This is a genomic window from Aquibaculum sediminis (assembly GCF_040712085.1).
Lineage (GTDB): Bacteria > Pseudomonadota > Alphaproteobacteria > Kiloniellales > DSM-21159 > Aquibaculum > Aquibaculum sediminis.
This window is the reverse complement of the sequence record NZ_JBFCVK010000001.1, coordinates 124539-145609: the sequence shown is the minus strand read 5'-3', so window position 1 is coordinate 145609 and position 21071 is coordinate 124539. Positions and strand designations below refer to the sequence as shown.

General features: G+C 63.0%; 17 protein-coding genes, 2 pseudogenes and 1 CRISPR repeat array. Of the genes and pseudogenes, 9 read left to right on the top strand and 10 right to left on the bottom strand.

Going from position 1 to position 21071, the window contains the following annotated elements:
• Positions 1-8 precede the first annotated feature (8 nt).
• The 6 genes from cas5c to cas2 are packed head-to-tail and all read left to right on the top strand — an operon-like array spanning position 9 to position 5342.
• A complete protein-coding gene (gene cas5c / locus ABZ720_RS00685; RefSeq protein ID WP_366552759.1) occupies positions 9-677 on the top strand; it encodes a type I-C CRISPR-associated protein Cas5c in 669 nt (222 codons plus the stop codon).
• Complete coding sequence (gene cas8c, locus ABZ720_RS00680) at positions 674-2473, top strand: type I-C CRISPR-associated protein Cas8c/Csd1 (RefSeq protein WP_366552757.1); 1800 nt, start codon at positions 674-676, stop codon at positions 2471-2473. Before cas5c ends, cas8c begins: the two co-directional genes overlap by 4 nt.
• Positions 2470-3378: a type I-C CRISPR-associated protein Cas7/Csd2 gene (gene cas7c, locus ABZ720_RS00675; protein WP_366552755.1), complete on the top strand. Its 909-nt coding sequence runs from the start codon at positions 2470-2472 to the stop codon at positions 3376-3378. Before cas8c ends, cas7c begins: the two co-directional genes overlap by 4 nt.
• Complete coding sequence (gene cas4 / locus ABZ720_RS00670) at positions 3365-4003, top strand: CRISPR-associated protein Cas4 (protein ID WP_366552753.1); 639 nt, start codon at positions 3365-3367, stop codon at positions 4001-4003. Before cas7c ends, cas4 begins: the two co-directional genes overlap by 14 nt.
• A 5-nt stretch (positions 4004-4008) precedes the next feature.
• Positions 4009-5049: a type I-C CRISPR-associated endonuclease Cas1c gene (gene cas1c / locus ABZ720_RS00665; RefSeq protein ID WP_366552751.1), complete on the top strand. Its 1041-nt coding sequence runs from the start codon at positions 4009-4011 to the stop codon at positions 5047-5049.
• Entirely contained in the window at positions 5040-5342 is a 303-nt protein-coding gene (gene cas2, locus ABZ720_RS00660) for a CRISPR-associated endonuclease Cas2 (protein WP_438264060.1), read from the top strand. Before cas1c ends, cas2 begins: the two co-directional genes overlap by 10 nt.
• A 183-nt stretch (positions 5343-5525) precedes the next feature.
• Positions 5526-7446: direct repeats of the CRISPR family, unit length 31 nt; unit sequence GTCGCCCCCTCACGGGGGCGCGGATTGAAAC.
• A gap of 93 nt (positions 7447-7539) precedes the next feature.
• Here the strand turns inward: cas2 and ABZ720_RS00655 are convergent.
• The 3 genes and pseudogenes from ABZ720_RS00655 to ABZ720_RS00645 all read right to left on the bottom strand — a co-directional run.
• Positions 7540-7974: an Xre family toxin-antitoxin system antitoxin gene (locus ABZ720_RS00655; RefSeq protein ID WP_366552749.1), complete on the bottom strand. Its 435-nt coding sequence runs from the start codon at positions 7972-7974 to the stop codon at positions 7540-7542.
• Between the two features lie 142 nt (positions 7975-8116).
• Positions 8117-8389, bottom strand: a pseudogene (locus ABZ720_RS00650) (DDE-type integrase/transposase/recombinase); the annotation flags it as partial.
• A 34-nt stretch (positions 8390-8423) separates the two neighbouring features.
• Positions 8424-8516 (bottom strand): annotated as a pseudogene (locus tag ABZ720_RS00645) (transposase); the annotation flags it as partial.
• Between the two features lie 83 nt (positions 8517-8599).
• Between ABZ720_RS00645 and ABZ720_RS00640 the strand changes: the two are divergent.
• From ABZ720_RS00640 to ABZ720_RS00630, 3 genes are all read left to right on the top strand, one after another.
• Positions 8600-10567 (top strand): AsmA family protein, encoded by a 1968-nt coding sequence (locus tag ABZ720_RS00640; RefSeq protein ID WP_366552747.1) that lies wholly within the window; start codon positions 8600-8602, stop codon positions 10565-10567.
• A gap of 266 nt (positions 10568-10833) precedes the next feature.
• The gene (locus ABZ720_RS00635) at positions 10834-11685 is read left to right on the top strand and encodes an SDR family oxidoreductase (RefSeq protein WP_366552745.1); all 852 of its coding nucleotides are present in this window, start codon (positions 10834-10836) and stop codon (positions 11683-11685) included.
• A 107-nt stretch (positions 11686-11792) separates the two neighbouring features.
• On the top strand, positions 11793-12581 hold the full coding sequence (locus ABZ720_RS00630; RefSeq protein ID WP_366552743.1) for an SRPBCC family protein: 789 nt from the start codon (positions 11793-11795) through the stop codon (positions 12579-12581).
• A 51-nt stretch (positions 12582-12632) separates the two neighbouring features.
• Here the strand turns inward: ABZ720_RS00630 and ABZ720_RS00625 are convergent, their stop codons facing one another.
• The 7 genes from ABZ720_RS00625 to ABZ720_RS00595 form a co-directional block, all read right to left on the bottom strand.
• The gene (locus tag ABZ720_RS00625) at positions 12633-13454 is read right to left on the bottom strand and encodes a hypothetical protein (protein ID WP_366552741.1); all 822 of its coding nucleotides are present in this window, start codon (positions 13452-13454) and stop codon (positions 12633-12635) included.
• A gap of 180 nt (positions 13455-13634) precedes the next feature.
• Complete coding sequence (locus tag ABZ720_RS00620) at positions 13635-14357, bottom strand: TIGR04290 family methyltransferase (protein WP_366552739.1); 723 nt, start codon at positions 14355-14357, stop codon at positions 13635-13637.
• A 54-nt stretch (positions 14358-14411) separates the two neighbouring features.
• Positions 14412-15437, bottom strand: coding sequence for a DNA topoisomerase IB (locus ABZ720_RS00615; protein WP_366552737.1), 1026 nt, complete (start codon positions 15435-15437; stop codon positions 14412-14414).
• 23 nt (positions 15438-15460) lie between these two features.
• The gene (locus ABZ720_RS00610; protein WP_366552735.1) at positions 15461-16555 is read right to left on the bottom strand and encodes a CgeB family protein; all 1095 of its coding nucleotides are present in this window, start codon (positions 16553-16555) and stop codon (positions 15461-15463) included.
• Between the two features lie 28 nt (positions 16556-16583).
• Entirely contained in the window at positions 16584-17681 is a 1098-nt protein-coding gene (locus tag ABZ720_RS00605) for a glycosyltransferase family 4 protein (protein ID WP_366552733.1), read from the bottom strand.
• Positions 17669-18958 carry a TIGR04295 family B12-binding domain-containing radical SAM protein gene (locus tag ABZ720_RS00600; protein ID WP_366552731.1) on the bottom strand — a complete coding sequence of 430 codons (1290 nt, stop codon included), beginning with the start codon at positions 18956-18958 and terminating at the stop codon, positions 17669-17671. Before ABZ720_RS00600 ends, ABZ720_RS00605 begins: the two co-directional genes overlap by 13 nt.
• A complete protein-coding gene (locus ABZ720_RS00595) occupies positions 18955-21042 on the bottom strand; it encodes an NAD-dependent epimerase/dehydratase family protein (protein WP_366552729.1) in 2088 nt (695 codons plus the stop codon). Before ABZ720_RS00595 ends, ABZ720_RS00600 begins: the two co-directional genes overlap by 4 nt.
• Between the last annotated feature and the right edge of the window lie 29 nt (positions 21043-21071).

The window sequence follows — 21071 nt, the reverse complement described above, 5'->3', positions numbered from 1 at the left end:
GAGTATCCTTGGCCTATGGCATTAAGCTGCACGTCTGGGGCGATCACGCTTGTTTCACCCGGCCCGAGATGAAGGTCGAGCGTGTCTCCTATGATGTAATGACTCCGTCTGCCGCCCGCGGCATTCTTGAGGCGGTACACTGGAAGCCCGCCATTCGCTGGGTGATTGATCGTATCCATGTGTTGCGTCCGATCCGCTTTCAGAACATCCGCCGCAACGAGGTAGGCTCAAAGATATCCGCGCGTGTTGCCGCCGCGGCAATGAAGGCAGGCACGACCGCTGGGTTGCGCAAGGTGGTAGAAAATGATCGTCAGCAGCGCGCCATGTTGGCGCTACGGGACGTTGCCTATTGCATCGAAGCGCATTTCGAACTTACACCGCGCGCGGATGCGGACGATACCGAAGGCAAGCATCTTGACATGTTTCGTCGGCGTGCCGCAGCGGGGCAGTGCTTCCATCGGCCTTGTCTGGGGGTACGCGAATTTCCGGCTCATTTCGAGCTGACCGAGGAGATTCCCGAGAGCAAGCTGCCGGCCGAAATGTACGACCGTGATCTAGGCTGGATGCTTTATGACATCGACTATGCCACCAGACGCGAGCCGCTGTTCTTCCGCGCGCAGATGGTGGGTGGGGTGGTCGACGTGGCAAAGGCCCGGGCGGAAGGTCTGGTGCAATGACCATCCTCACGGCGCTTGCCACACTCTACGAGCGCATGGCCGGCCAGGGAGAGGCGCCGCGCCTCGGATTCTCGATTGAGAGGATCGGTGGTGAGGTGGTGATCGATGCCGACGGGCGGGTTTTAAAGATTGCCTCGATGTTGGTGCCCGATGAAAAGGGCCGAAACATGTTGCCGCGCTCACTTGCGGTACCGGCAGCGGTGAAGCGAGCATCCGGCATTGCTGCGAACCGGCTATGGGACAAGACCGCCTACACCCTTGGCCTAATCGCGGAAGCGGGGGACGATGGCGGAATTCGCCCCGGCCAGGGTCGCCGCACGGCCGAGGAGCATGCTGCGTTCAAGACGCTGCATGCTGAGCTTCTGGCCGAAACCGATGATCCGGGACTCCTTGCATTGCGGCGCTTTTTGGAGCGCTGGCAACCCGAAGATTTCGCAGGCACCGATCAACCCATAGCCGTGCTCAACCAGAACATCGTTTTCCGGCTCGATGGTGATTGCGACGACATGGGCCGTCCGCGGTTCGTGCATGACCGGCCCGCTGCCATTGAGTTGATCCAGCGGCCAGGAGCGACTGAAGGTGGGATGCTGTGCCTGGTAACTGGTGAGCGGGCGCCAGTCGCGCGGCTGCACCCCTCAATCAAGGGCGTGGCCGGAGGGCAAAGCTCCGGCGCCTCGCTGGTGGCATTCAACAGTGAGGCCTATGAATCGCATGGCAAGAGCCAGGGCGATAATGCCCCCGTCTCAGAACGGGCTGCCTTTGCCTATGGGACGGCTCTCAATGCGCTGCTGGCGAAAGGCGAACGCCGACATTTGCGCATCGGTGATTCCACGGTCGTGTTCTGGGCCGAGGCTCCCGAAGCGAGCGAAGCGGAAGAGATAGAGGCGTTAATGGCCGAGTCCTTCGACCCGCCAGTTGAGGACGAGGACAGCGCCACGGCGAAGCTGCGCGCGCGGCTGGAGGCGGTGGCGCAGGGTAGTACTTCGGAAACGCCTGAGTTCGATCCTACAACGCGCGTCTATATTCTCGGTCTCGCGCCCAATGCAGCGCGCGTGTCCGTGCGATTCTGGTACCCTGGCACCGTTGGCGATTTCGCGCGCAACGTCTCGCGCTTCTGGAAAGACCTCGAAATCGCACCCGCGCCCTGGAAAACGTCTCCAACAGCTTGGTCGTTGCTTTACGAGACTGCGCTTCAGCGCAAGGCCGAGAACATCCCGCCGCTCCTCGGAGGTGAGTTGATGCGTGCCGTGCTCACCGGCAGCTCCTACCCACGCTCGCTGCTGTCGGCGGTGATCGGCCGCATTCGCGCCGATGGCGAGATATCCGGACGGCGCGCCGCCATCTGCAAGGCGTTCATCCGTCGAAACATCGGCAAAGAGGAGATTCCCGTGGCTCTCGATCCTGACAGTGTCAATCCGGCCTATCGGCTGGGGCGGCTGTTCGCTGTGCTGGAGCGCATTCAGCAGGCGGCCCGGCCCGGCCTCAACGCAAACATCAAGGACCGTTATTTTGCCGCAGCATCGGCCACGCCCGCGCGGATGTTCCCGGTATTAGTTAAGAACGCCACCCACCATCTGGCACTGCTCCGCAAGGGCGAGGGCGGTGGATTGGCACATTGGATGGATGCCGAAATGGGCCGTATTTGGGCGGGGCTGGGCGCAGATCTGCCACGCTCGTTGAATCTCGAGGACCAGGGACGCTTTGTCGCCGGATATTACCACCAGCGCTGGGCGAAAAAGCAGACGCATGAAGCCAATGCCGAAGAAGTCAGTGAAGATCAGGGAGCTTCAGGATGACCACCCTTTCCAACCGATACGATTTCGTCTTCTTCTTCGATGTCGAGAACGGCAACCCCAACGGCGACCCCGATGCCGGCAATCTGCCGCGCATGGATCCCGAGACCAACCAGGGCCTTGTTTCGGATGTCAGCCTTAAGCGGAAGGTGCGGAACTATGTTACCGAAGCCCGAGGGGGGCAGCCGGGCTATGAGATATATATGGCAGAGCGCGAGGTTCTTAACCGCCAGCATAGCCGGGCCTATGAAGCCCTAGGCATTAAATCCGAAGCCAAGAAGCTACCAAAGAAGGTAGAAGAGGCGCAGGGCTTGACGAAGTGGATGTGCGCCAATTTTTTCGATATTCGCACTTTCGGCGCAGTGATGACCACCGAAGTCAACGCGGGGCAAGTACGTGGACCGGTGCAGCTTTCCTTCGCCCGTTCGGTCGAGCCGATCATGCCGCTGGAAATTTCGATTACCCGCTCTTCGGTGACGAACGAAAAAGATTGGGATAAAGGCACAGAAAGAACCATGGGGCGTAAGCACATTGTGCCTTACGGCCTCTATTGCGCGCATGGTTTCGTCAACGCCAAGCTAGCCGAGCGCACCGGGTTCGGCGAAGACGATCTAAACCTGTTGTGGGATGCATTCCGCGACATGTTCGATCACGACCGCTCGGCCGCTCGCGGGGTGATGGCCGGCCGCCGGCTGATCGCCTTTCGTCACGACAGCGCCCTTGGTAACGCACAGGCGCACAAGCTGTTTGAGCGTGTTACCGTCCATCGGCTCCATAGTGGCGAGGCCGTGCCAGCAGGCGACCCACGCAGCCACAATTGGCCGCCTGCGCGTCGATTTTCCGACTACAGCATCGCCTTGGAAGCCGAGGGCCTGCCCACCGGTGTGAGCATCGTTGAGCCCTTCTGATGACAGCCTGCCTATCTCGGCCTTACAGCATTGGCTGTTTTGTCCTCGCCAATGCGCGCTGATCCATGTCGAAAGGCTATGGGTCGAGAACCAGCTGACTGCAGAGGGGCGCGTGCTTCACCAGCGCACCGACGGCGGATTTATTGAGAGCCGTGGCACAAGGCGCATCTTGCGCAGGGTGCAGCTTGCCAGCGAAAGCCTCGGCGTGCACGGCGTGGCTGATGTGGTGGAACTGATAGGCCGCCCACCTGCGCCTTATCCAGTAGAGTACAAACGCGGCCGCCCCAAGCCCCACCGCGCCGACGAAGTGCAGCTTTGCGCCCAGGCGATCTGCCTCGAAGAGATGCTCGGCTCCTCTGTGCCGGAGGGGGCGCTCTTCTATGGGCAGAGCCGGCGCCGCAAGGTAGTGGTCTTTGATGCGGCGTTGCGAGCAATTACTGCAAAGGTAGCCCAGGAGGCGCGTTCCGCGATCACCGGCGGGCACGTCCCGGCACCGATACACGACCCACGCCGCTGCAATGCCTGCTCGCTGCAGTACCACTGCCGTCCCGCGCGCCTACAGGCCCCGCCGCGAATCGCCACCTGGCTGGCGCGTGGCGTCGCGACCGAGACCGTTCCGGAGTGACGCATATGAAGAAGCTGCTCAATACGCTTTACGTCACCTCCGAAGGCGCTTGGCTGCGCAAGGACGGCCAGAACGTGGTGGTGGAGGTCGATGGCGCCGTGCGCGGGCGGGCGCCGGCGCATTTGCTGGCTCAGATTGTTTGCTTCGGACAGGTGGCGGTATCGCCGGCCTTGATGGTTTTCTGTGCCGAAGGAGCAATCTCCATTGCATGGCTCAATCCTTATGGCCGCTATCTCGCTCGCGTTGAAGGGGCACAATCAGGCAACGTACTGTTGCGTCGCGCTCAGCACCGACAGACAGCCGATGCCGAAACAGCGCTGCCAGTGGCCTGTGCCATGGTCGCCGCCAAGGCAGCCAATCAGCGAGGTGTCATCCGGCGGCATCTCCGAGATTACGGCGCGAGTATGGAATCGGCGGCGCGAGATGGGCTGGAGATGGCTCAGCGGCGACTTGGCGATGCCGCTCGGCTCGCGCTTTCTGCTCCCGATGCTGACAGCCTACGCGGGCGAGAAGGCGAAGCCAGTCATGCCTATTTCGAAGTTTTTGGCCAACTCCTGCGCCACCGCGATTCCAGTTTAGGCTTTTCCGGTCGAACCCGCAGGCCGCCGCGCGATCCGGTAAATGCAGTCCTATCGTTTCTGTACGTGCTGCTTACTCAGGATTGCCGAGCGGCTTGTGAGACCGTCGGTCTCGATCCGCAAATGGGCTTCTTACACCGTGATCGCCCTGGCCGAATGAGCCTCGCCCTCGACCTGATGGAAGAGTTTCGCGCCCCAATGGCCGACCGGGTCTGTTTGAACCTGTTCAACCGGCGACAGCTGACTCCGGCTGATTTCCGGCATGAGGAAACCGGTGCGGTATTGCTGACAGATGAGGGGCGCACAACGGTTCTGAAATCCTGGCAGGAGCGCAAACGCGTTGCCCTGCGGCATACCTTTTTCGATGAAACCGTACCCTTGGGATTGATGCCACACCTGCAAGCGCAGTTGCTCGCCCGGCATTTGCACGGAGAGATTGATGGCTACCCCGCTTATTTTTGGAGGTAACGATTTTAATCCTGATTACCTATGATGTGCGCACGGACAGTCCCGCCGGGAGAAGGCGCCTGCGGCAAGTTGGCAAGGCTTGCCAGGACTATGGTCAACGCGTGCAGTATTCGGTATTCGAATGCGACGTGGCTCCGGCGCAATGGACCTCCCTGCGCCATCGTTTGATATCGCTCATTGATCCTGAGCAGGACAGCCTGCGCTTTTACACACTGGGTGCAAACTGGCGCCGGCGGATCGAACATGTCGGCGCCAAGCCGGCACTCGATTTCGATGGGCCGCTGATATTCTAGTTTTTTGTGCGAACCACCAGCGGACACGATTTCTCGGTAGGTTTCGCAAATTCCCCAACCGTCTGATCTTGCAAGAAGAACTGTTGGCTGCCTACAAGCCGAAGCAGCTGCAAGCCGCCGGATCGCCCAGTTCGCAGTGTCGGGGTCATTTGTCCCGAGTTATCAGTGTGCTAGGCATCGACAGTCGCCCCCTCACGGGGGCGCGGATTGAAACTTGCTCGGCCTGCTGCTCGTCGAACAGCTGCCCGGGTCGCCCCCTCACGGGGGCGCGGATTGAAACAGTGCGCGCAGGCGTTCGATCCGCTTGACGTAGCGGTCGCCCCCTCACGGGGGCGCGGATTGAAACATCGAGCGGGCGTTCGAGCTACGGCCGCGGTGGGTCGCCCCCTCACGGGGGCGCGGATTGAAACACCACCCGATCGTCCGGTGCCGGCAAGCAGGCGGTCGCCCCCTCACGGGGGCGCGGATTGAAACTCCTCTGCTATCCCGCCGCGACAGTACCGAAATCGTCGCCCCCTCACGGGGGCGCGGATTGAAACTTTTGCGGCCACGGCTTCCTTGACCGGATCGACCGTCGCCCCCTCACGGGGGCGCGGATTGAAACATGAAGGCCTTGCGCCGCTGCGGGTTGTCGCGGCTGTCGCCCCCTCACGGGGGCGCGGATTGAAACGCGCGCCGAGCTCGCCCGGCGTCTGGGGGTGAGGTGTCGCCCCCTCACGGGGGCGCGGATTGAAACAACCGCGAGAAGCTACAGCGCCTGATCGATTCCTGTCGCCCCCTCACGGGGGCGCGGATTGAAACACTGTCCCCTACCGCATCGGAGAGGGCACCGCGGGTCGCCCCCTCACGGGGGCGCGGATTGAAACCTTGCGCTGCTCCGGTTTCAGGAACTGCTCAGTGGTCGCCCCCTCACGGGGGCGCGGATTGAAACTCGCGCAGGGCCAGACGCTGCTCCTCCAGCCGCTGTCGCCCCCTCACGGGGGCGCGGATTGAAACTGCCCCTGGCCGACGTTGCGCCGGTGGCGCGGATGTCGCCCCCTCACGGGGGCGCGGATTGAAACGTTCGAGGCATGGCATTTGTCCTGGCAGACAAGGTGCGGTCGCCCCCTCACGGGGGCGCGGATTGAAACTGGACGAAAACACGATCCCGACGCGGGTTATCCGTCGCCCCCTCACGGGGGCGCGGATTGAAACCGCTGGCATGATCTGCGCCACACGGCAGCTTCGTGGTCGCCCCCTCACGGGGGCGCGGATTGAAACACCTACATCTTCGAATGGGGCTATCCGCTCGGCGGTCGCCCCCTCACGGGGGCGCGGATTGAAACATCAAGGCGCAGGGCCTGCCCGTCACAGTGAGCGTCGCCCCTCACGGGGGCGCGGATTGAAACATTCCCTACCCCTCCCTTTCAGGCGCGCTCGTAGGTCGCCCCCTCACGGGGGCGCGGATTGAAACGTCGAAGGACAAAGCACCGCCCTGCCGCGCGAAAGTCGCCCCCTCACGGGGGCGCGGATTGAAACATGCAGACCGGCTCAATCCCCGAAGGCGAGATCAGTCGCCCCCTCACGGGGGCGCGGATTGAAACATTACGCCAGCACCTTGATGATTGCTTGTCCCTAGTCGCCCCCTCACGGGGGCGCGGATTGAAACTTATCCCATGAAAGTGATTTTGCAGACCGGGATGGTCGCCCCCTCACGGGGGCGCGGATTGAAACCATTGAAGAGGCACGAAACGCCGTCAAGGCAGGCAGTCGCCCCCTCACGGGGGCGCGGATTGAAACCTGTCCAACGCCATCACCGATGACAGCGAAGAGGGTCGCCCCCTCACGGGGGCGCGGATTGAAACCGGGCGTTCCATTCGCGCCTGCCCCGAATCTCCTGTCGCCCCCTCACGGGGGCGCGGATTGAAACACCGCGCAGATCGGCAACGCCGAGAACGTGGTGCGTCGCCCCCTCACGGGGGCGCGGATTGAAACCACCGCCCGGGCCAGCCCCTCGTCCATTAGGAAGGTCGCCCCCTCACGGGGGCGCGGATTGAAACATCGCCCTGCGCGCACCTGCGGCAGAAGCGGAAGGTCGCCCCCTCACGGGGGCGCGGATTGACACAAGTGCTCGCACAGCGCCCGCGCCGCCGGGAGCTGATCGCGGCCTCAGGAGACTTGCCCTGGAGGAGTGGGACGCCCTGTCGCTGTGTCAGACTCAGGCGGCGGCACCCATGGCAATCTTGCCGAGAATGGTTTCGATGACTCTCGCTCCGACTTCGGTGCGTGAAAGGCCCAGGGGGATCTCGCCGTCAGGTGCCATCAGAGGGCGCCGCAGCCAGGAAAAGGCCTTGTCTAAGTCTCCAAAGGTGTCGAGCGCCAGCTCCTGCATACGCAACAGGCGCATCACGCGATCCGATTCCGCGGGTGTTAGAGAACAGTCATGCGCAGCGCGGCGAGAGCGCGTTTGTGGCCGGATCACATAACGTGCGATTTCGCATTTACTGAAACCAGCGAGCGTAAGGGCGCGCAGGGCAGTGAGAGGCAGGCCATCGCTCACGGCCTGCGCAATGTCCAATTCGGAACCAAGTTCGCGGCCGAACGTTGCCGCGCCACCAAGCTCTCGGAAAGTCTGCTGAATGTTGGTTGGCATCCCTTCGGTCCCCCAGCATCGGCCCTTGGAAGAGACTTGCGTAAAGGCCTCGACAGGGCAACAGATAGATCGTGCTGCTCTGTCGCAGCCACCAGACGGAGAGCCTCGAGAGGTTGTACAGGCCTTTGGGTGAGGCGAAGGGCAGCCCGTTGTCGCTGCGGATGGCGTCCGGCAGGCCGCGCTCGCTGAACAGTCGTCGAAAGGCTTTCATGACCGGGGGCTCCTGGGTGCTTTCCAGGGCTTCGCACAGCAAGAGGTAGAGTGAGGCCTGGTCGCTCACGGTCAGGGGATAGCAGTAGCTCCCGTTGCCGAGTTTGAACTCGCCCTTGAAGTCGACGCACCAGAACTGGTTGGGCTGGGTGACGTCGGAAAGCGGCGTGCCCTTTTCCTTGTTGCGCCGGCGTCGCGCACCCACTCGTAGCGGGCGTCCAGGATCAGGTAGAGATAGGGTACATCTCCGCCGGAGCTCCCACCAAGGCCTTCTCGGAGCGTTGGTAACGCTCTAACAGCCGCGTCGAAAACAGACCGTCGCGGTCCTGCGGAGGCAGGCGCGTGGAGCTTTCTGCACGCTTTCGGCGTTGTCGCTGTGGATATCGACGCGTCGAGGGGGCGACAGAAGCAAAGGATGCCACGAAGTCTGAAATGGATTGCCGCCGTTTTTGGCTTGCTGGCCTTGGCTGTTGCGGCGGCCATTCTTCTTTTCGAGTGGAACATGTTGCGCGGGCCGATCGAGGCGCGTGTGGAAGCGGCAACCGGCCGTGACTTTGCCATCGAAGGCGATCTGCAGGGCGAGTTCTCCTGGCAGCCCTGGATGCGCGCGCGGGACATCCGCTTGGCGAATGCGGACTGGGCTCAGGCGGGGGAGCTTGTTCACGTCGAAGAACTCGCGCTGAGGATCGACGCTCGGGAACTCTTGCGTGGCCAACTGGTGATCATGGACACGCGCATCCTCGGCGCGGACATCCATCTGGAGATCGATGAGGAGGGGCGCGCCAACTGGGAGATGCCAGGCGACGCCAGTGACGACGCAGGTGACGACGCCGGTGATGGGGACACGCAGCGCAGCGAGGTTCCGCTGTTGGAAAAGCTGGTGGTGGAAGACAGTCGGCTCACCCTCGAAGACGCCTCCCGGGATATTCAACTGGAGGCACAGGTGGCCTCGGCACAGGTTGTGAGCCCGGAGGAGGGCAGCCTGCCCGTCAGCCTGGAAGGCGAGGGGCGCGTCCAAGGCCATCCTTTCTCCATCGCTGCCAGCGGCGGCTCCCTGGCTTTGCTGCGCCAGGAAGAGGAGCCCTATCCGATCGAGATCGAAATCGCCGTCGGACAGACGCGCGCCCGGGCCGAAGGGACGCTGACGGCGCCCCTGCAGCTCGCCGGGATGGATGGGGAACTCTGGATCAGCGGCCCGACCCCGGATGAGCTGGCGCCGATCTTGAGCATTCCGCTCCCCTCCACACCGCCTTACGAGCTGAGGGGACGGCTGCGTAGGGACGATAAGGCCTGGTACTTTGAAGGCTTCAATGGGACCGTCGGAGAGAGTGACCTTGCGGGTGACATGCGCGTTGAGGTGGATCGGGAGCGACCGCTGATCGTCGCCGACCTGGTTTCGGAGCGACTGGCCTTCGCAGACCTGGGCACGCTCGTCGGCCTGCCGCCCCAGGCCGAGCAGGTCACTGAGCAGAGCGACGCCGAAGGCCAGGTCCGCCTGCTGCCCGATGCGCCGTTGCAGATCGAGCAGGTGCGCAGCAGCGATGCGCAGGTCGTCTTTCGGGGGGAGCAGGTGGTCGCGCCGGGGCTGCCGCTGGACAATGTCGCGCTCGATCTTGTGATCGACGAGGGTGTACTGCAGCTCCAGCCGGTGGTTTTCGACTTCGCCGGAGGACAGCTCAACCTCTTCCTCTCGCTTTATGCGACGGTCGATCCCGTTGAGACAGACTACGACCTGCAGTTGTCTGGCATCCAGCTACAGAGGATTTTCAATCAGGCGGGGCTGGAGGGCGAGGCCCAGGGGGTCATCGAAGGCCGCGCCCGCTTTTCCACGCTGGGCAACACGGTCCGGCGCGCCTTTGCCACCGCGGAGGGGGACGCGGCCTTCATGATGAATGGCGGCCTGGTGTCCGGGTCCATCCTCCAACTTCTCGATGCGGGCTTTCTGGAAGCCATTGCCGTCGTCCTGACCGATGAGGTGCCGGCCGACATGAACATCCGCTGTTTCATCGGTGCTTTCGACATCAAGGAGGGCGTCCTGACCAGCAGCCCGGTGCTGCTCGATACCGTAGACAGCGCCATCCAGGCGGAGGGAAGGATCGACCTCGGCGAGGAAGCGCTCGACCTGAAGATCGCCGGCGAGGCCAAGGATCCGGGCTTCGCCAGTTCGCGCCTCGCCGTGACCCTCGGTGGTACCTTTGTCGAACCGACATTCGGCGTCGATCCGACGGAGCTGGCCATCCGCGGTGGGCTGGCAGCCGCTCTGGGAACGCTGCTGACGCCGCTGGCGGCGCTGCTGCCCTTCCTGGAGCTCGGTCTGGCCGAGGATGCCCCCTGCGCTGAGCTTATGGGGGCTGCGGAAGCGGAGGTGGAATCCGACGATTAGAATGCTTTCGGGGCAGGCTTTGGGCCGCGATAGTTGGTCGAGCGCTCGGGACCCGAGGAGCTTGATCCGAAATCTCAAGCCCTGGCGATCAAGTGCAACCCACTGAACCGCTTTTTCGTACAAAGTACGGCCCAACTGGTGGTGCTTCTGGCATCCGCTCAACAGGCAAACCGGTTCGAGGAAATGCACCGCCCCGTGTCCTCGGAACAAAGCAGGGCGGGGGCCATTGACTGTGAACCCAGGCCGCTTTTGTCGAGGATTAGCCGATGTCGCTTAAGTCTCCACCACCGCAAGAGCAGGAACAACAGCCGGGCGTCGAGCGCGAGATGGAGCCGACGCCGGATTTCCGGCCGCGCTATCCCGGGGTCGACAAGCTTAAGGGGCGCGTCGTGCTGATCTCCGGCGGCGACAGTGGCATCGGTCGCGCCGTTTCCCTGGCCATGGCGCGGGAAGGTGCCCGCGTTGCCTTGATCTACCTGGATGAAGACGCCGACGCGCAAGACACGCTCGAACTATTGAAGGAAGAAGGTTCCGAAGGCCTTGCCATCAAGGGTGACATTGCTTCGCAAGCCTTTTGCCAGCAGGCCGTGGAACAGACGATCGCGAAGTTCGGGCGGATTGACATTCTGGTCAACAATGCCGCCGAGCAGCATATCCGCCGCACTTTTGAGGAGATCGAGGCCGACGACCTGGCGCGCACCTTTGGCAGCAATGTCTTCGGCTACTTCCATCTTACACGCGCGACTTTGCCGCACCTTGGCGAGGGCGCCTGCATTATCAACACCACATCGATCACGGCCTATAAGGGCCACCCTCTGCTGATCGACTACAGTGCGACCCGCGGTGCCATTGTTGCCCTGACCCGCTCGCTGTCCCAGACGCTGCTGGAGCGCGGTATTCGGGTGAATGCGGTTGCACCCGGCCCGATCTGGACTCCTCTCATTCCGGCAAGCTTCGATGAGTCCAAGGTTTCCCAACATGGGGAAAGTTCCCCAATGGGACGGGTAGGGCAACCCAATGAAGTGGCGCCCTGCTATGTCTTCCTGGCAAGCGAAGAGGCTTCGTACATGACGGGTCAGGTGCTGCACCCCAATGGAGGCAGCGTCATCAATGGCTGACGCTCGCCGATGTTTGAGCGCCCCAGTTTGAGCGCGGCAGTTGCCGGGCCGAAGCGCCGGATGGACTGCCGCTGGAGTAAACCAGTTGACCACCAGGAGCTTGGATCATGAGCAGCAGCGAAGGTCGTCTGACGTCTGAAGGGCTCAATGTCCACCCACTGGAGCGACTCTTGTCGCTCGGGGTGGGCGCTTGTCTTGTCCGGTCCGGGTGGCGAGACAACGGGATCGGAGGCTGTGCGAAACTGATCCTCGGTGGAGCTCTCGCTTTCCGCGGCCTCAGTGGCCACTGCCATCTCTATGAGGCCTTGAGCATCAACTCCCGCGGAGGCGGCGCTGGGGCCGAGCAAGGGCAGGGGTGGCAGGAGGCCCAGGCCAGCGCCGTGATAGAGCGCCCGGCCAGCGAGCTCTATGCGCGTTGGCGAAATGTTTCTACTCTGCCCCAGATCTTCTCCCACGTGGAGAAGGTCGAACCGCTCGATGGACGCAACTCTCGTTGGACCGTTTCCGGTCCCGGTGGAGCACGATTGCAGTTTACCTCACGCATTGAACAGGATGAGCCGAACCGGCGCATAACCTGGCGCTCCAGCGAGGATGCAGACGTCCAGAACGAGGGTTCCGTCGAGTTCCAATCTGAGGGCGAGGCCAGGACGCGTATTGAGGTGCGTTTGCGCTACCTGCCACCGAGCGGTGCACTTGGGCGACTTGCGGCCCGTCTGTTCGGCGGCAACGCAGAGAGCCGACTGGCCAGCGACGTGAACCGCTTCAAACAGGCAGCGGAAGCGGAGATGGGCAAGACCGGTTCTTCCAACCGCGCCTCGAACGAACCGATGAAGGAAAGCGGCACCGGAAACGACGGTGCCGGACAATCAACTGGTGGTGCGACTTCATCGTCCTGACGCTGCCGAGAAGGTACTACGGGGCGTTAGCAATCATCGTTTCGAATTGCCTTATGCTGGCAGCGCCTCCTGGAGTGGGAGGCGAAGGGCTGGCTCCTCCCACGGCGGTGGCCCGTGCGTACGGTATGCCAGTTCCTTGGTCTGGTCGTCGAAAAGCTGTCGGAAATCCGGATCGTCCGCGAAGTGCCGCCAACGTTTGTGTACCGCCATCCGGGAAGCCCGGCCGTGATAGTCGTGCCCATCGAACGAACTGCCTCCGCCGACGGCCGGCACGGCGTCAACTCGGGCATCGGTGAAATTCAAAGCCAGTTGCTCCGCCAGTCGTCGACGGTAGCCGGGATCGTGGCACCACCGGTTGTAGCTTATCGCCAGGAGGGATCGGTTGAGACAGGTGCGCAATCCCAGAAAGGCACGCGCGTGTTGCTTCCAGACCCGCAAAGCCGTCGCTTCCGGTAGCAACGTGCCATTGAATCGGCGCCGGCTGGCAAAGAGATTGTAGGGATCTCGCAGGATGAGGAGGTCGATCTGCGTTCCAATGCCACCAAGACGTTGCTTTATCCCGCTTTCCTGAATCTCGGTTGCCCGCTCGCCCCAGGCAGAACGCAGAAAACAGTCTTCTTGACTAAAAAGCAGATGGTCCATCTGTCCGGGCTCAGCCGCCTCGGGACCAAAGCCGGCGATGTTGCTCTTGTGGCACGCGCCATGGTCGGTGGGGCGAGCGCCGGCAAAGGGGTCTTGTTCCGGAACAACGCAATTCAGAAACAACCAGCGACCGGACAATTGCGCCAGAATCCAGTCAATTATGGCGTGATTGCCGCTCCGTGACAGACCCAAGATTCGCGTCACGGTGAAAGAACTGCTCTGACGCACCATTAAAAAGAACCTCTCAAGAAATGTCGGAATGCAAGCCGATGCGCAACATTCCAACAGCAACCGTATCAGTGTCAAGTATAAGCGGTTAGTTTGTGCAGTAGCAGCAGGTGAAAGTGAGATTCATCGTCATGGTGCTTAACGTGTTGCTGCTGCTCTTGCGTTAAAAATGAAGAGGAATAGTTATTGTTTATGGAGGCATAGATATAATTCGTCGGAAGGTTTTCGAACAACTTTGTATCCCGCGCTCCGAAGCATGGCCTCGCAGCACGCTCGGTTCGGAATCCACCAGTTTGTTGGATCGCCGGCGAAAGACTGCTCCACAAAGTGGAGGCGCGGGTAGGCCGGGTCGTTGAACACCTCTTCCTCGGCGAAGGGGTGGTCAGGTGCCAGTGGCGCGACATCCCGGCTACCACGCTGAAGCGACTGGCAGATGAAGAGGTCCTTGGTTGCGTGCTCGTGCAGCAGGTCCAGGGCCAGCAGAGGATGGCGCAGGTGGTACAGCACGCCCATGAAGAGCACCACGTCAAACCGCTCTTTCAGCGCTTCGATCTCGTAGACCGACATGCGGTGCAGTTCGATCTCCACATCGAGTATCTCCGCTGCGAAGCGTGCTTGCGCCAGATACCGTTCATCGGGGTCTATTCCCACCACCCGTTCGGCACCGAGACGCTTCATCTCGATCGAGAAGAAACCTCCGTTGCAGCCGACGTCGAGAACCGTGCGGCCGCTAAGATCGCTTGGCAAAGCCGGTTGTAGCCGTCGCCAGATCCATCCGGGATAGTCGCCCAGGAAGTGTTCCGGAGCGGTGGACACGCCGCCCAACTCCATGTTGTGGAACCACTCGCCCAGCGCGCGTATGCGACGTTCTGTGTCTTGCTTCGCCGAGATCTCATCTCTGTTCATGGCTCACCTCCCGGTCGACGTTCCTCCCGGTCGACGTTGTCGGCACTGCATTCCTCATCGCTTCCAGACCAATTGCGCGACCAGCGTTTCCGCTCGGGAGAGGCTGTCGGCTGGGCGGCACTTCGCGAAGCGTCCCGCAAGCGTGCCGCCGGTGAACGCCTGCACCACACAGCGGTGGACATAGCTGCGTCTCACAACCGCCGGCGTATTGCTTAGCATCTCCGCCACTTCGTGCATGACCGTGGCAATCTGCCGGTTGCGCGCCCGTTCCCGCGGTTCGGGCTGCAGGCGCGCCAGTCTCTGGCCGGCCGCGGCGGTGGCCGTGAGCGAGCGGAAATCCTTGGCGGTCACCGGCGCCCCCGCAGCTTCACGCAGATAGGCGTTGACCTCGCCGGCCGTGACCTTGTGCCGCTTGCCGTGCGCATCGCGATACTGGAAGAATCGCCTGCCCGGCAGGGCGTGCAGTTCGCGTGCCAGGGCAGTGAGGGAGGGGTGTGCCAGTTCACAGCGGATCTCCCGCCCGCCCTTTCCGCGGAAAGTGAGACTGAGCTGCTTGCCGTCACAGTGAACGTTGCGCTTCAGCAGGGTTGCTGCGCCGCGCGTGCGTCCGGAGTGGACATAGTCTTCACAGCCAATGCGAATGTGAGTGCGGTCGATGATCAGCACGATGCCGGCCAGCACCCGTTCGCGGGTAAGGCCTTCCTTCCGCAGATCGCGGCGCACTCTGCGGCGCAGTCGCGGAAGACTGGCGCAGAATTGGGAAAGGCGCTCCACCTTCTCGGCCTCGCGGACTTCCTCCCAGCCCGGATGATAGCGGTACTGAAGCCGACCGGCGGCATCGCGACCCACCGCCTGAAGGTGGCCTCGCGGATCGGGGGAAATGCAAACCTCTTTATAGGCGGGCGGAATCGCGAGACTGCGGATGCGCTGGAGAGTTTCTGCGTCGTCGATGCGCTGCCCGGCTTCGTCCTGGTAAGTAAACCCCCGGCCGCAACGCTGGCGCCGGATGGTCAGCCCTTCCACCTTCGCCAGGCGTAAGCCTGTAGCACGCAGAGCCCGGCGCCTCTGGGGACTGCTCATGGCGCGTCTTGCGTCCTCCTTCCTCAGGCAACGGGCGCGCTGGCTGCTCGGTCGGCCAAGGTCGCCAACAGTTCATCGACCTGCCGCGCCCGCTGTACGTAGGTGTGTGAGCGCAGCAGGCGCCGCAGGGCCGCTTGCCCGATTGCAGCCGCCCGATCCGGTGTGAGGGTACTGAGGCACTCGAGCAGATCCTGGCCGTTGCGCACCACCAGCACTTCCTTGCCCGGCTGCAGGAAGTCCTCGATGCCCGGCCAGGCATCCGTCACGACACACGCGCCGGCACCCGCAGCCTCGAATATCCGCGTTGGCGGCGAGAAGCCGCGAGCGGCCATGCTGTCACGGTTTATGTTCAGCACAGCCCGCGGGCTGGCGTTGAAGGCGTTGTGCTCCCCGGTCGGCACATGCCCCAGGGCGCGAACATTCTCGGGCAACTTCTTGTTTTCCCAGCCAGCGCCCCCGAGCAGGAATCGCAGATGAGGAGCCTGCCGCGCCGGCTCCAGCAGAAAGCTCTCCACCCGGGCTTCGCGGTCGGGCAGGCGGTTGCCGAGAAACGAGATGTCGGCGGTATAGCGCGGCTCCGGCGCCACCGGATGGTGGCTGTCGGGATCAAGCGCGTTGTAAACGGGCTGACAGTGCCGTGCTCCCAACGCCCGATAGGCACCGACCACTCCCGCTCCGCCGCCGTAGGTCAGTACGCCGTCAAGTTGGGGCAGGAGGCGCAGCAGCGGCGCATTCGGACGCAGTTCAAGCTCCGCCAGCGTCGCCGGCGCGTCGACATCCCACCAGAGGCGCAAGGCACCCGGCGCGGCGCCCGCCATGACGGCGACGAGCAGTTCGTCATCCAGGACGCCGACGCCACTGGCCTTGATCACCACATCTGCATCGGCAGCCCGCGCGGCAACACTTCTGACACCGGTGATGTCAGGGGGATAGACCACCACGCGGCACCACGCGGGTGGCGCGATGTCGGCATGGGCCTGGCGCTCGAAGGCATCGGGCTCGAAAAAGGTTACCTCATGGCCCAGTGCCGCCAGCGCCTTGATCAAGCCGCGGTAATAGGTGGCTGCGCCGTTCCAGTAACTCGACAAAAGGCTGGAACCATAGAAGGCGATCCTCATCCGCAGGCTCTCCTTGCAGCCGTGATCCTCAGACAGTCAGGACGCGCGCCTCTGCCGCACGATGATAGGCAGCGATCAAGGCGTCGACCTGCCGGGGGACAGTGAAATGCATAGCGCGGCGTTGGGCGCGGGCACCGAGCAGGGCCCGTACCTTCTCGTCTTCAATGAGCGCGTTGATGCTGCGCGCCATCGCCTCGGGCTGCAGGGGATCGACAAAGACGGCGCAGCCGTCCCACAGCTCGTGAAAGGGCGTTATGTCCGAGAGGACCAGGGCCGCACCGGCGCTCGCGGCCTCCAGCACGGCCAAGCCGAAAGGCTCGTAGCGGGTAGGCGAGACAAAGATCGGTGCCATTGCGAACCAGCGGGTGAGTTCGCGGTGATCCAGTGAGCCAAGGCTGTGAGCATGATCCGGAACAGCGGCGGCGGTTCCCGGCCCAGCCAGCGGACCGGCGGCATGAACCGGCCATACGACCTGTCGCGCCGCGGCCTCCAGCGCCCACAGGTTCTTGGACTCGTCCCACCACCTCCCGACCGCGAGGACAAACTGCCCCTTCTCTTGCGCCTCAATAGGGCGACAGCCGTTCGGCACCACCTGCACCGGGGGCAGCTTGGCATAGGCCGCGCGAAGTTGAGCGGCAAAGCCTGCGGTTGGCGCCGTCACGATGTCGGCGGCCGCAAGACCGGAGGCCGTGTCCTTTGCATGCCGGCGCCATTCGGCCGGGAGCGGCTCGCTGCGCATGGCGCGCCACCAGGTGGCCAGACACGAGTGCGCCGCAGCGAGGCATGGCGGCCGCCTCTTCAGCAAGGGAGCGAGACTGGGCGTGTTCAGATGCAGCAGGTCGGCCCGGCGCTCCGAAAGCAGATCATTCAGGGCAGCTGCGCCGTGCGCTAATGCTTCTCCGTGCGGGTCGGCCCAATCCAGCGGCACGTCCAGCCAGACCAGATCAACGCCTGCCGCATCGGCTTCCTGCGCCTGCCCCCGCGAAGGCGGCGGACCCAGGCCCGCCAGCGTCACCGTTGCGCCGCGGCGCACCAGTTCTGCACTGACGTCCAAGCCATAGCGCCAAACGCCGCCGACGCTGTCGACGGTCATCATGAGGTGCCCTGGCAGTTTCAGCGGCAACACGCGGCCTCCAGTTGGCCGAGGTCCGCGGGGCGCGCTTCCTGGATGTCGCTGAAGCGCGCGAAAGCGGCCAGGTAGTGTTCGTGGGCCCGCTCCCAGGCCTGGTCGTCCGGCTCGCCCCACAACATGCGGTACTGCGGCGAAGCTGGATAGGGAAAGAGCGGGACCGGGTCGTTTGACCAGACGTCGGCTTGCTGCAGCCGCTGCCGCCACTGCGCGATGACCAGCGGGTCGTCTTCCTCTGTGCCCAACAGGTTCGCCTGCACGAAGGGGATATAGCGGCGCGCCAGCAGGAGGCGCTCCGCCAGTTCTTCGTTGCCCAGACGACAGCGCTTGTTCAAGGCAGCTCGTCCCTCGACGCTGAGGCTTTCCACCCCGGCCTCCACCGAGACGCATCCGGCACGTCCCAAGAGTTCGATCATCTCCGGCTTCCACAGGTCGATGCGGGTCTGAACGCCGAACTGCACGGGCCGCTCGGCCAGCGCCTGAAGCAGGTCCGCCTGCGGCAGGAAGATTTCGTCGATGAAGTAGAGGTAGGTGACCCCCTGGTCGATCAGGGCGTCGATCTCGGGCAGCAGATGCTTCAGCGCCCGCTTTCGATATCCATCTCTGTAGTCGAGCTTCGCGCAGAAACTACAGGCGAAAGGACAGCCGCGCGAGGCCTCAACTTCGGCACCGGGGCCAGGGGGGCGGGCATCGAAACGGTGATGGTGATGGCTGTGTCTGGCAATCCATTCGTCCGGCCAGGCCAAAGGTGGCTGCTCCACGAAGGGACTGACATTGGGTGCCCCGGTGACCTGCAATTCCCCTTTCTCAAGGTAGGCGATCGAGGGAACCCGTCGATAATTCTCCGCCGTGGCAAGGTTGGCCACGACCTCCTCGCACTCGCCGCGCACCACAATGTCTGCCCCCAGCTTAGTCAGTGCAGCACGGGGCGTTGTCGAACCATGGGGGCCCACGGCAACGATCCCACCGCCGCGCCCCTCGAGCAGCCGGATGAACTCCGCTGGCACTCGTAGCTCAGGAGGCGGGCAGCGCCAGAAAAGATAGCTCGGTGCGGTGGTGACGACAGTATAGTCCGGGGCGAAGGCGGCAATCTCTTCGGCGAGGCGCTCGGCCGGTGTAGCTGTGAGGTGGCCGTCCAGAACCAGGACTTCGTGTCCGCTGGCGCGCAACTTCGCGGCGGTATAGCCGAACTCCAGCGGCAGATGCGGTTCGCGGCACCCAAAGTAGATGCTGCCCTCGAAGCGCCAAGGCGGATTGACCAGCGCCAGTCTCATGCGGAAACGCTCCAGGATTGTTCTTTCTTGTGATTGGGAAGGCCTTCAACGGGCGACTGCTGCTGCAGCCATTGGCAAAGCCGCTGCAGCCCGTCCCGCCACGGCACGTTCGCGCGCCAGCCGGTGGCCGCTTCCAGCCGGCGCGTGTCGGCGACAAAGTAGCGCTGATCTCCCGCTCGCGCGAGAGCGTGCTGCCGCTCGACAGTCCGGCCGAGCAAGGCTTCGATCTCGGACAGCATGGTGAGCAGACTGACGGCGTTCTGGGGTCCGCCGCCGAGGTTGAAGGCTTGGCCAGCGAGGCTTTGCGCGTCGTTGAGCAGCAGTCGATAGGCCCGTACCGCGTCGTCCACATGCAGGATGTCGCGGACCTGAAAACCATCTCCGAAAAGCGTGATGGGCTCGTTGTTGAGCGCCTTGATCAGGAAGTGTGCCACCCAACCCTGATCCTCGGTTCCAAACTGCCGTTGGCCATAGATGCAACTCATGCGCAGCACGACTGCAGGCAGGTCGAAAGAGGCGGCATAGTCGAGAACGTACTGATCCGCCGCGCCCTTGGAGCAACCGTATGGCGTGGCAAACTGCAACGGCTGGTTCTCGCCAAGGCCGCAGGCTCGAAGGTGCGGGTCGTAGGGCAGATAGCCATCTTTCGACCGCCGCACGCCCATGTCTTGAAGGCAGCCGTACACCTTGTTGGTGCTGGCAAAAACGAGCGGAACCTTCTCGTTTCGACGGCGCAGCGCCTCCAGAAGAGTAAGGGTTCCGCCCGCATTGATGGCGAAATCCTCAAACGGGCTGATTATGCTTTCAGTAACAGCCACCTGGGCTGCGAGATGAACAACAGCACTGCAGGCGGCCACGGAATCGGCCACGGCTGTCGTGTCGCGCAGATCTGCGGTTTGGATGATCGCGCGCTCACCATGGCGGGTCCGCAGCCATTCCAGATTGGATGCCACTCCCGGCCGACTGAGATTATCGAAAAGGATTACTTCCTGGCCCTCAGACAGGAGTGCATGAGCAAGGTTGCTGCCGATGAAACCGGATCCGCCTGTGATGAGTACTGGCCGCTTACCCGACGATTTGAGGCACGGCGCCTCGATTCCGCTACCGACCATGGACAGTTTGCGACGCGCACTGGCTATGCCGCCCTTGCGCAGCAGCTGTGCCAGTAGCTTGTCGCGGCCGCGTCGATCGAGCAGGCCGACATGGTAGTGCCTGATGTCGAACTGGCGTCCTTCCTGGATATCGGTATCGAGTGGTAGGTCGCACAGCGAGTACCAGTAGAGCCGTTCAGCCGGTGCGTCGACCGCCTGAAGGAAACGCCGCACCTGTTCAAGTTCGTCGTGGCGCCATGTGGAGTAGCCGGCCTCCGTGATCCATATCTCGGCGTGAGGCTGGTATTCCGAAAGCACCTGGCGCAGCTGCGCGATCTGCGTTTCCCAGCCTGTCCAGATGCCATTCTCACTGTCCCAGGTCCCGGGAAAACCATGAATGCCAACGGCTGACACCTGCTCTAGCACCCCCTGGCGCCCGATCATTTTCAGCCACTCGATGTCGAAAGGGCTGGGCCCGCCCAGGACCGCTTTCCAGCCGCGGTGCTCCGTCCAGTGAGCTGCAGCCACGATCATTTCGCAGAAGTGGTGCCATCCGCGATCCGCGCGCCAATCCCAATCCAGCAGATTGTTGGGCTCGTTCCAGAGTTCGAGATAGGTGAAGTGATTGCCATAGCGGTCCAGAACCTGGTCTACGAAATCCGCGAGATCGCGCAGGCGCCGCGGTGGACCGGCCGTCGTGCCGGTACGAGAGAGGGAGGGAGGCGTGTAATGGATACAGGGCAGAAGGTCGACATGCTCGGCGAGCCGGGGGATCAGCCAATCGTACCACTCCGGAACGCCTCCGACGTGGAAGTCCGCCCACGAGAGATGCGTACGCAGGTGGGAAGCCCCGAGGTTCGACAGATGAATCAGACAATCTTCGACCCGCTCGTACTCGAAGGGGCGGAACCACTCGGTAATGCCGAAGCCGTCGTTGCCGAGCCGGGCTGGCTTCGTCGGTCGCCTTGAGTTCTGTTCTCCAGTCTCCGGCATGGGCGATGTTCCTGTGAAGGCTGCCTATG

What these genes read in the sequence shown, in the direction of transcription:
- cas8c (WP_366552757.1), top strand. Translation starts at nt 674, where the DNA reads ATGACCATCCTCACGGCGCTTGCCACACTCTACGAGCGCATGGCCGGC.
- cas7c (WP_366552755.1), top strand. Translation starts at nt 2,470, where the DNA reads ATGACCACCCTTTCCAACCGATACGATTTCGTCTTCTTCTTCGATGTC.
- cas1c (WP_366552751.1), top strand. Translation starts at nt 4,009, where the DNA reads ATGAAGAAGCTGCTCAATACGCTTTACGTCACCTCCGAAGGCGCTTGG.
- ABZ720_RS00655 (WP_366552749.1), bottom strand. Translation starts at nt 7,974, where the DNA reads ATGCCAACCAACATTCAGCAGACTTTCCGAGAGCTTGGTGGCGCGGCA.
- ABZ720_RS00640 (WP_366552747.1), top strand. Translation starts at nt 8,600, where the DNA reads ATGCCACGAAGTCTGAAATGGATTGCCGCCGTTTTTGGCTTGCTGGCC.
- ABZ720_RS00635 (WP_366552745.1), top strand. Translation starts at nt 10,834, where the DNA reads ATGTCGCTTAAGTCTCCACCACCGCAAGAGCAGGAACAACAGCCGGGC.
- ABZ720_RS00630 (WP_366552743.1), top strand. Translation starts at nt 11,793, where the DNA reads ATGAGCAGCAGCGAAGGTCGTCTGACGTCTGAAGGGCTCAATGTCCAC.
- ABZ720_RS00625 (WP_366552741.1), bottom strand. Translation starts at nt 13,454, where the DNA reads ATGGTGCGTCAGAGCAGTTCTTTCACCGTGACGCGAATCTTGGGTCTG.
- ABZ720_RS00620 (WP_366552739.1), bottom strand. Translation starts at nt 14,357, where the DNA reads ATGAACAGAGATGAGATCTCGGCGAAGCAAGACACAGAACGTCGCATA.
- ABZ720_RS00615 (WP_366552737.1), bottom strand. Translation starts at nt 15,437, where the DNA reads ATGAGCAGTCCCCAGAGGCGCCGGGCTCTGCGTGCTACAGGCTTACGC.
- ABZ720_RS00610 (WP_366552735.1), bottom strand. Translation starts at nt 16,555, where the DNA reads ATGAGGATCGCCTTCTATGGTTCCAGCCTTTTGTCGAGTTACTGGAAC.
- ABZ720_RS00600 (WP_366552731.1), bottom strand. Translation starts at nt 18,958, where the DNA reads ATGAGACTGGCGCTGGTCAATCCGCCTTGGCGCTTCGAGGGCAGCATC.
- ABZ720_RS00595 (WP_366552729.1), bottom strand. Translation starts at nt 21,042, where the DNA reads ATGCCGGAGACTGGAGAACAGAACTCAAGGCGACCGACGAAGCCAGCC.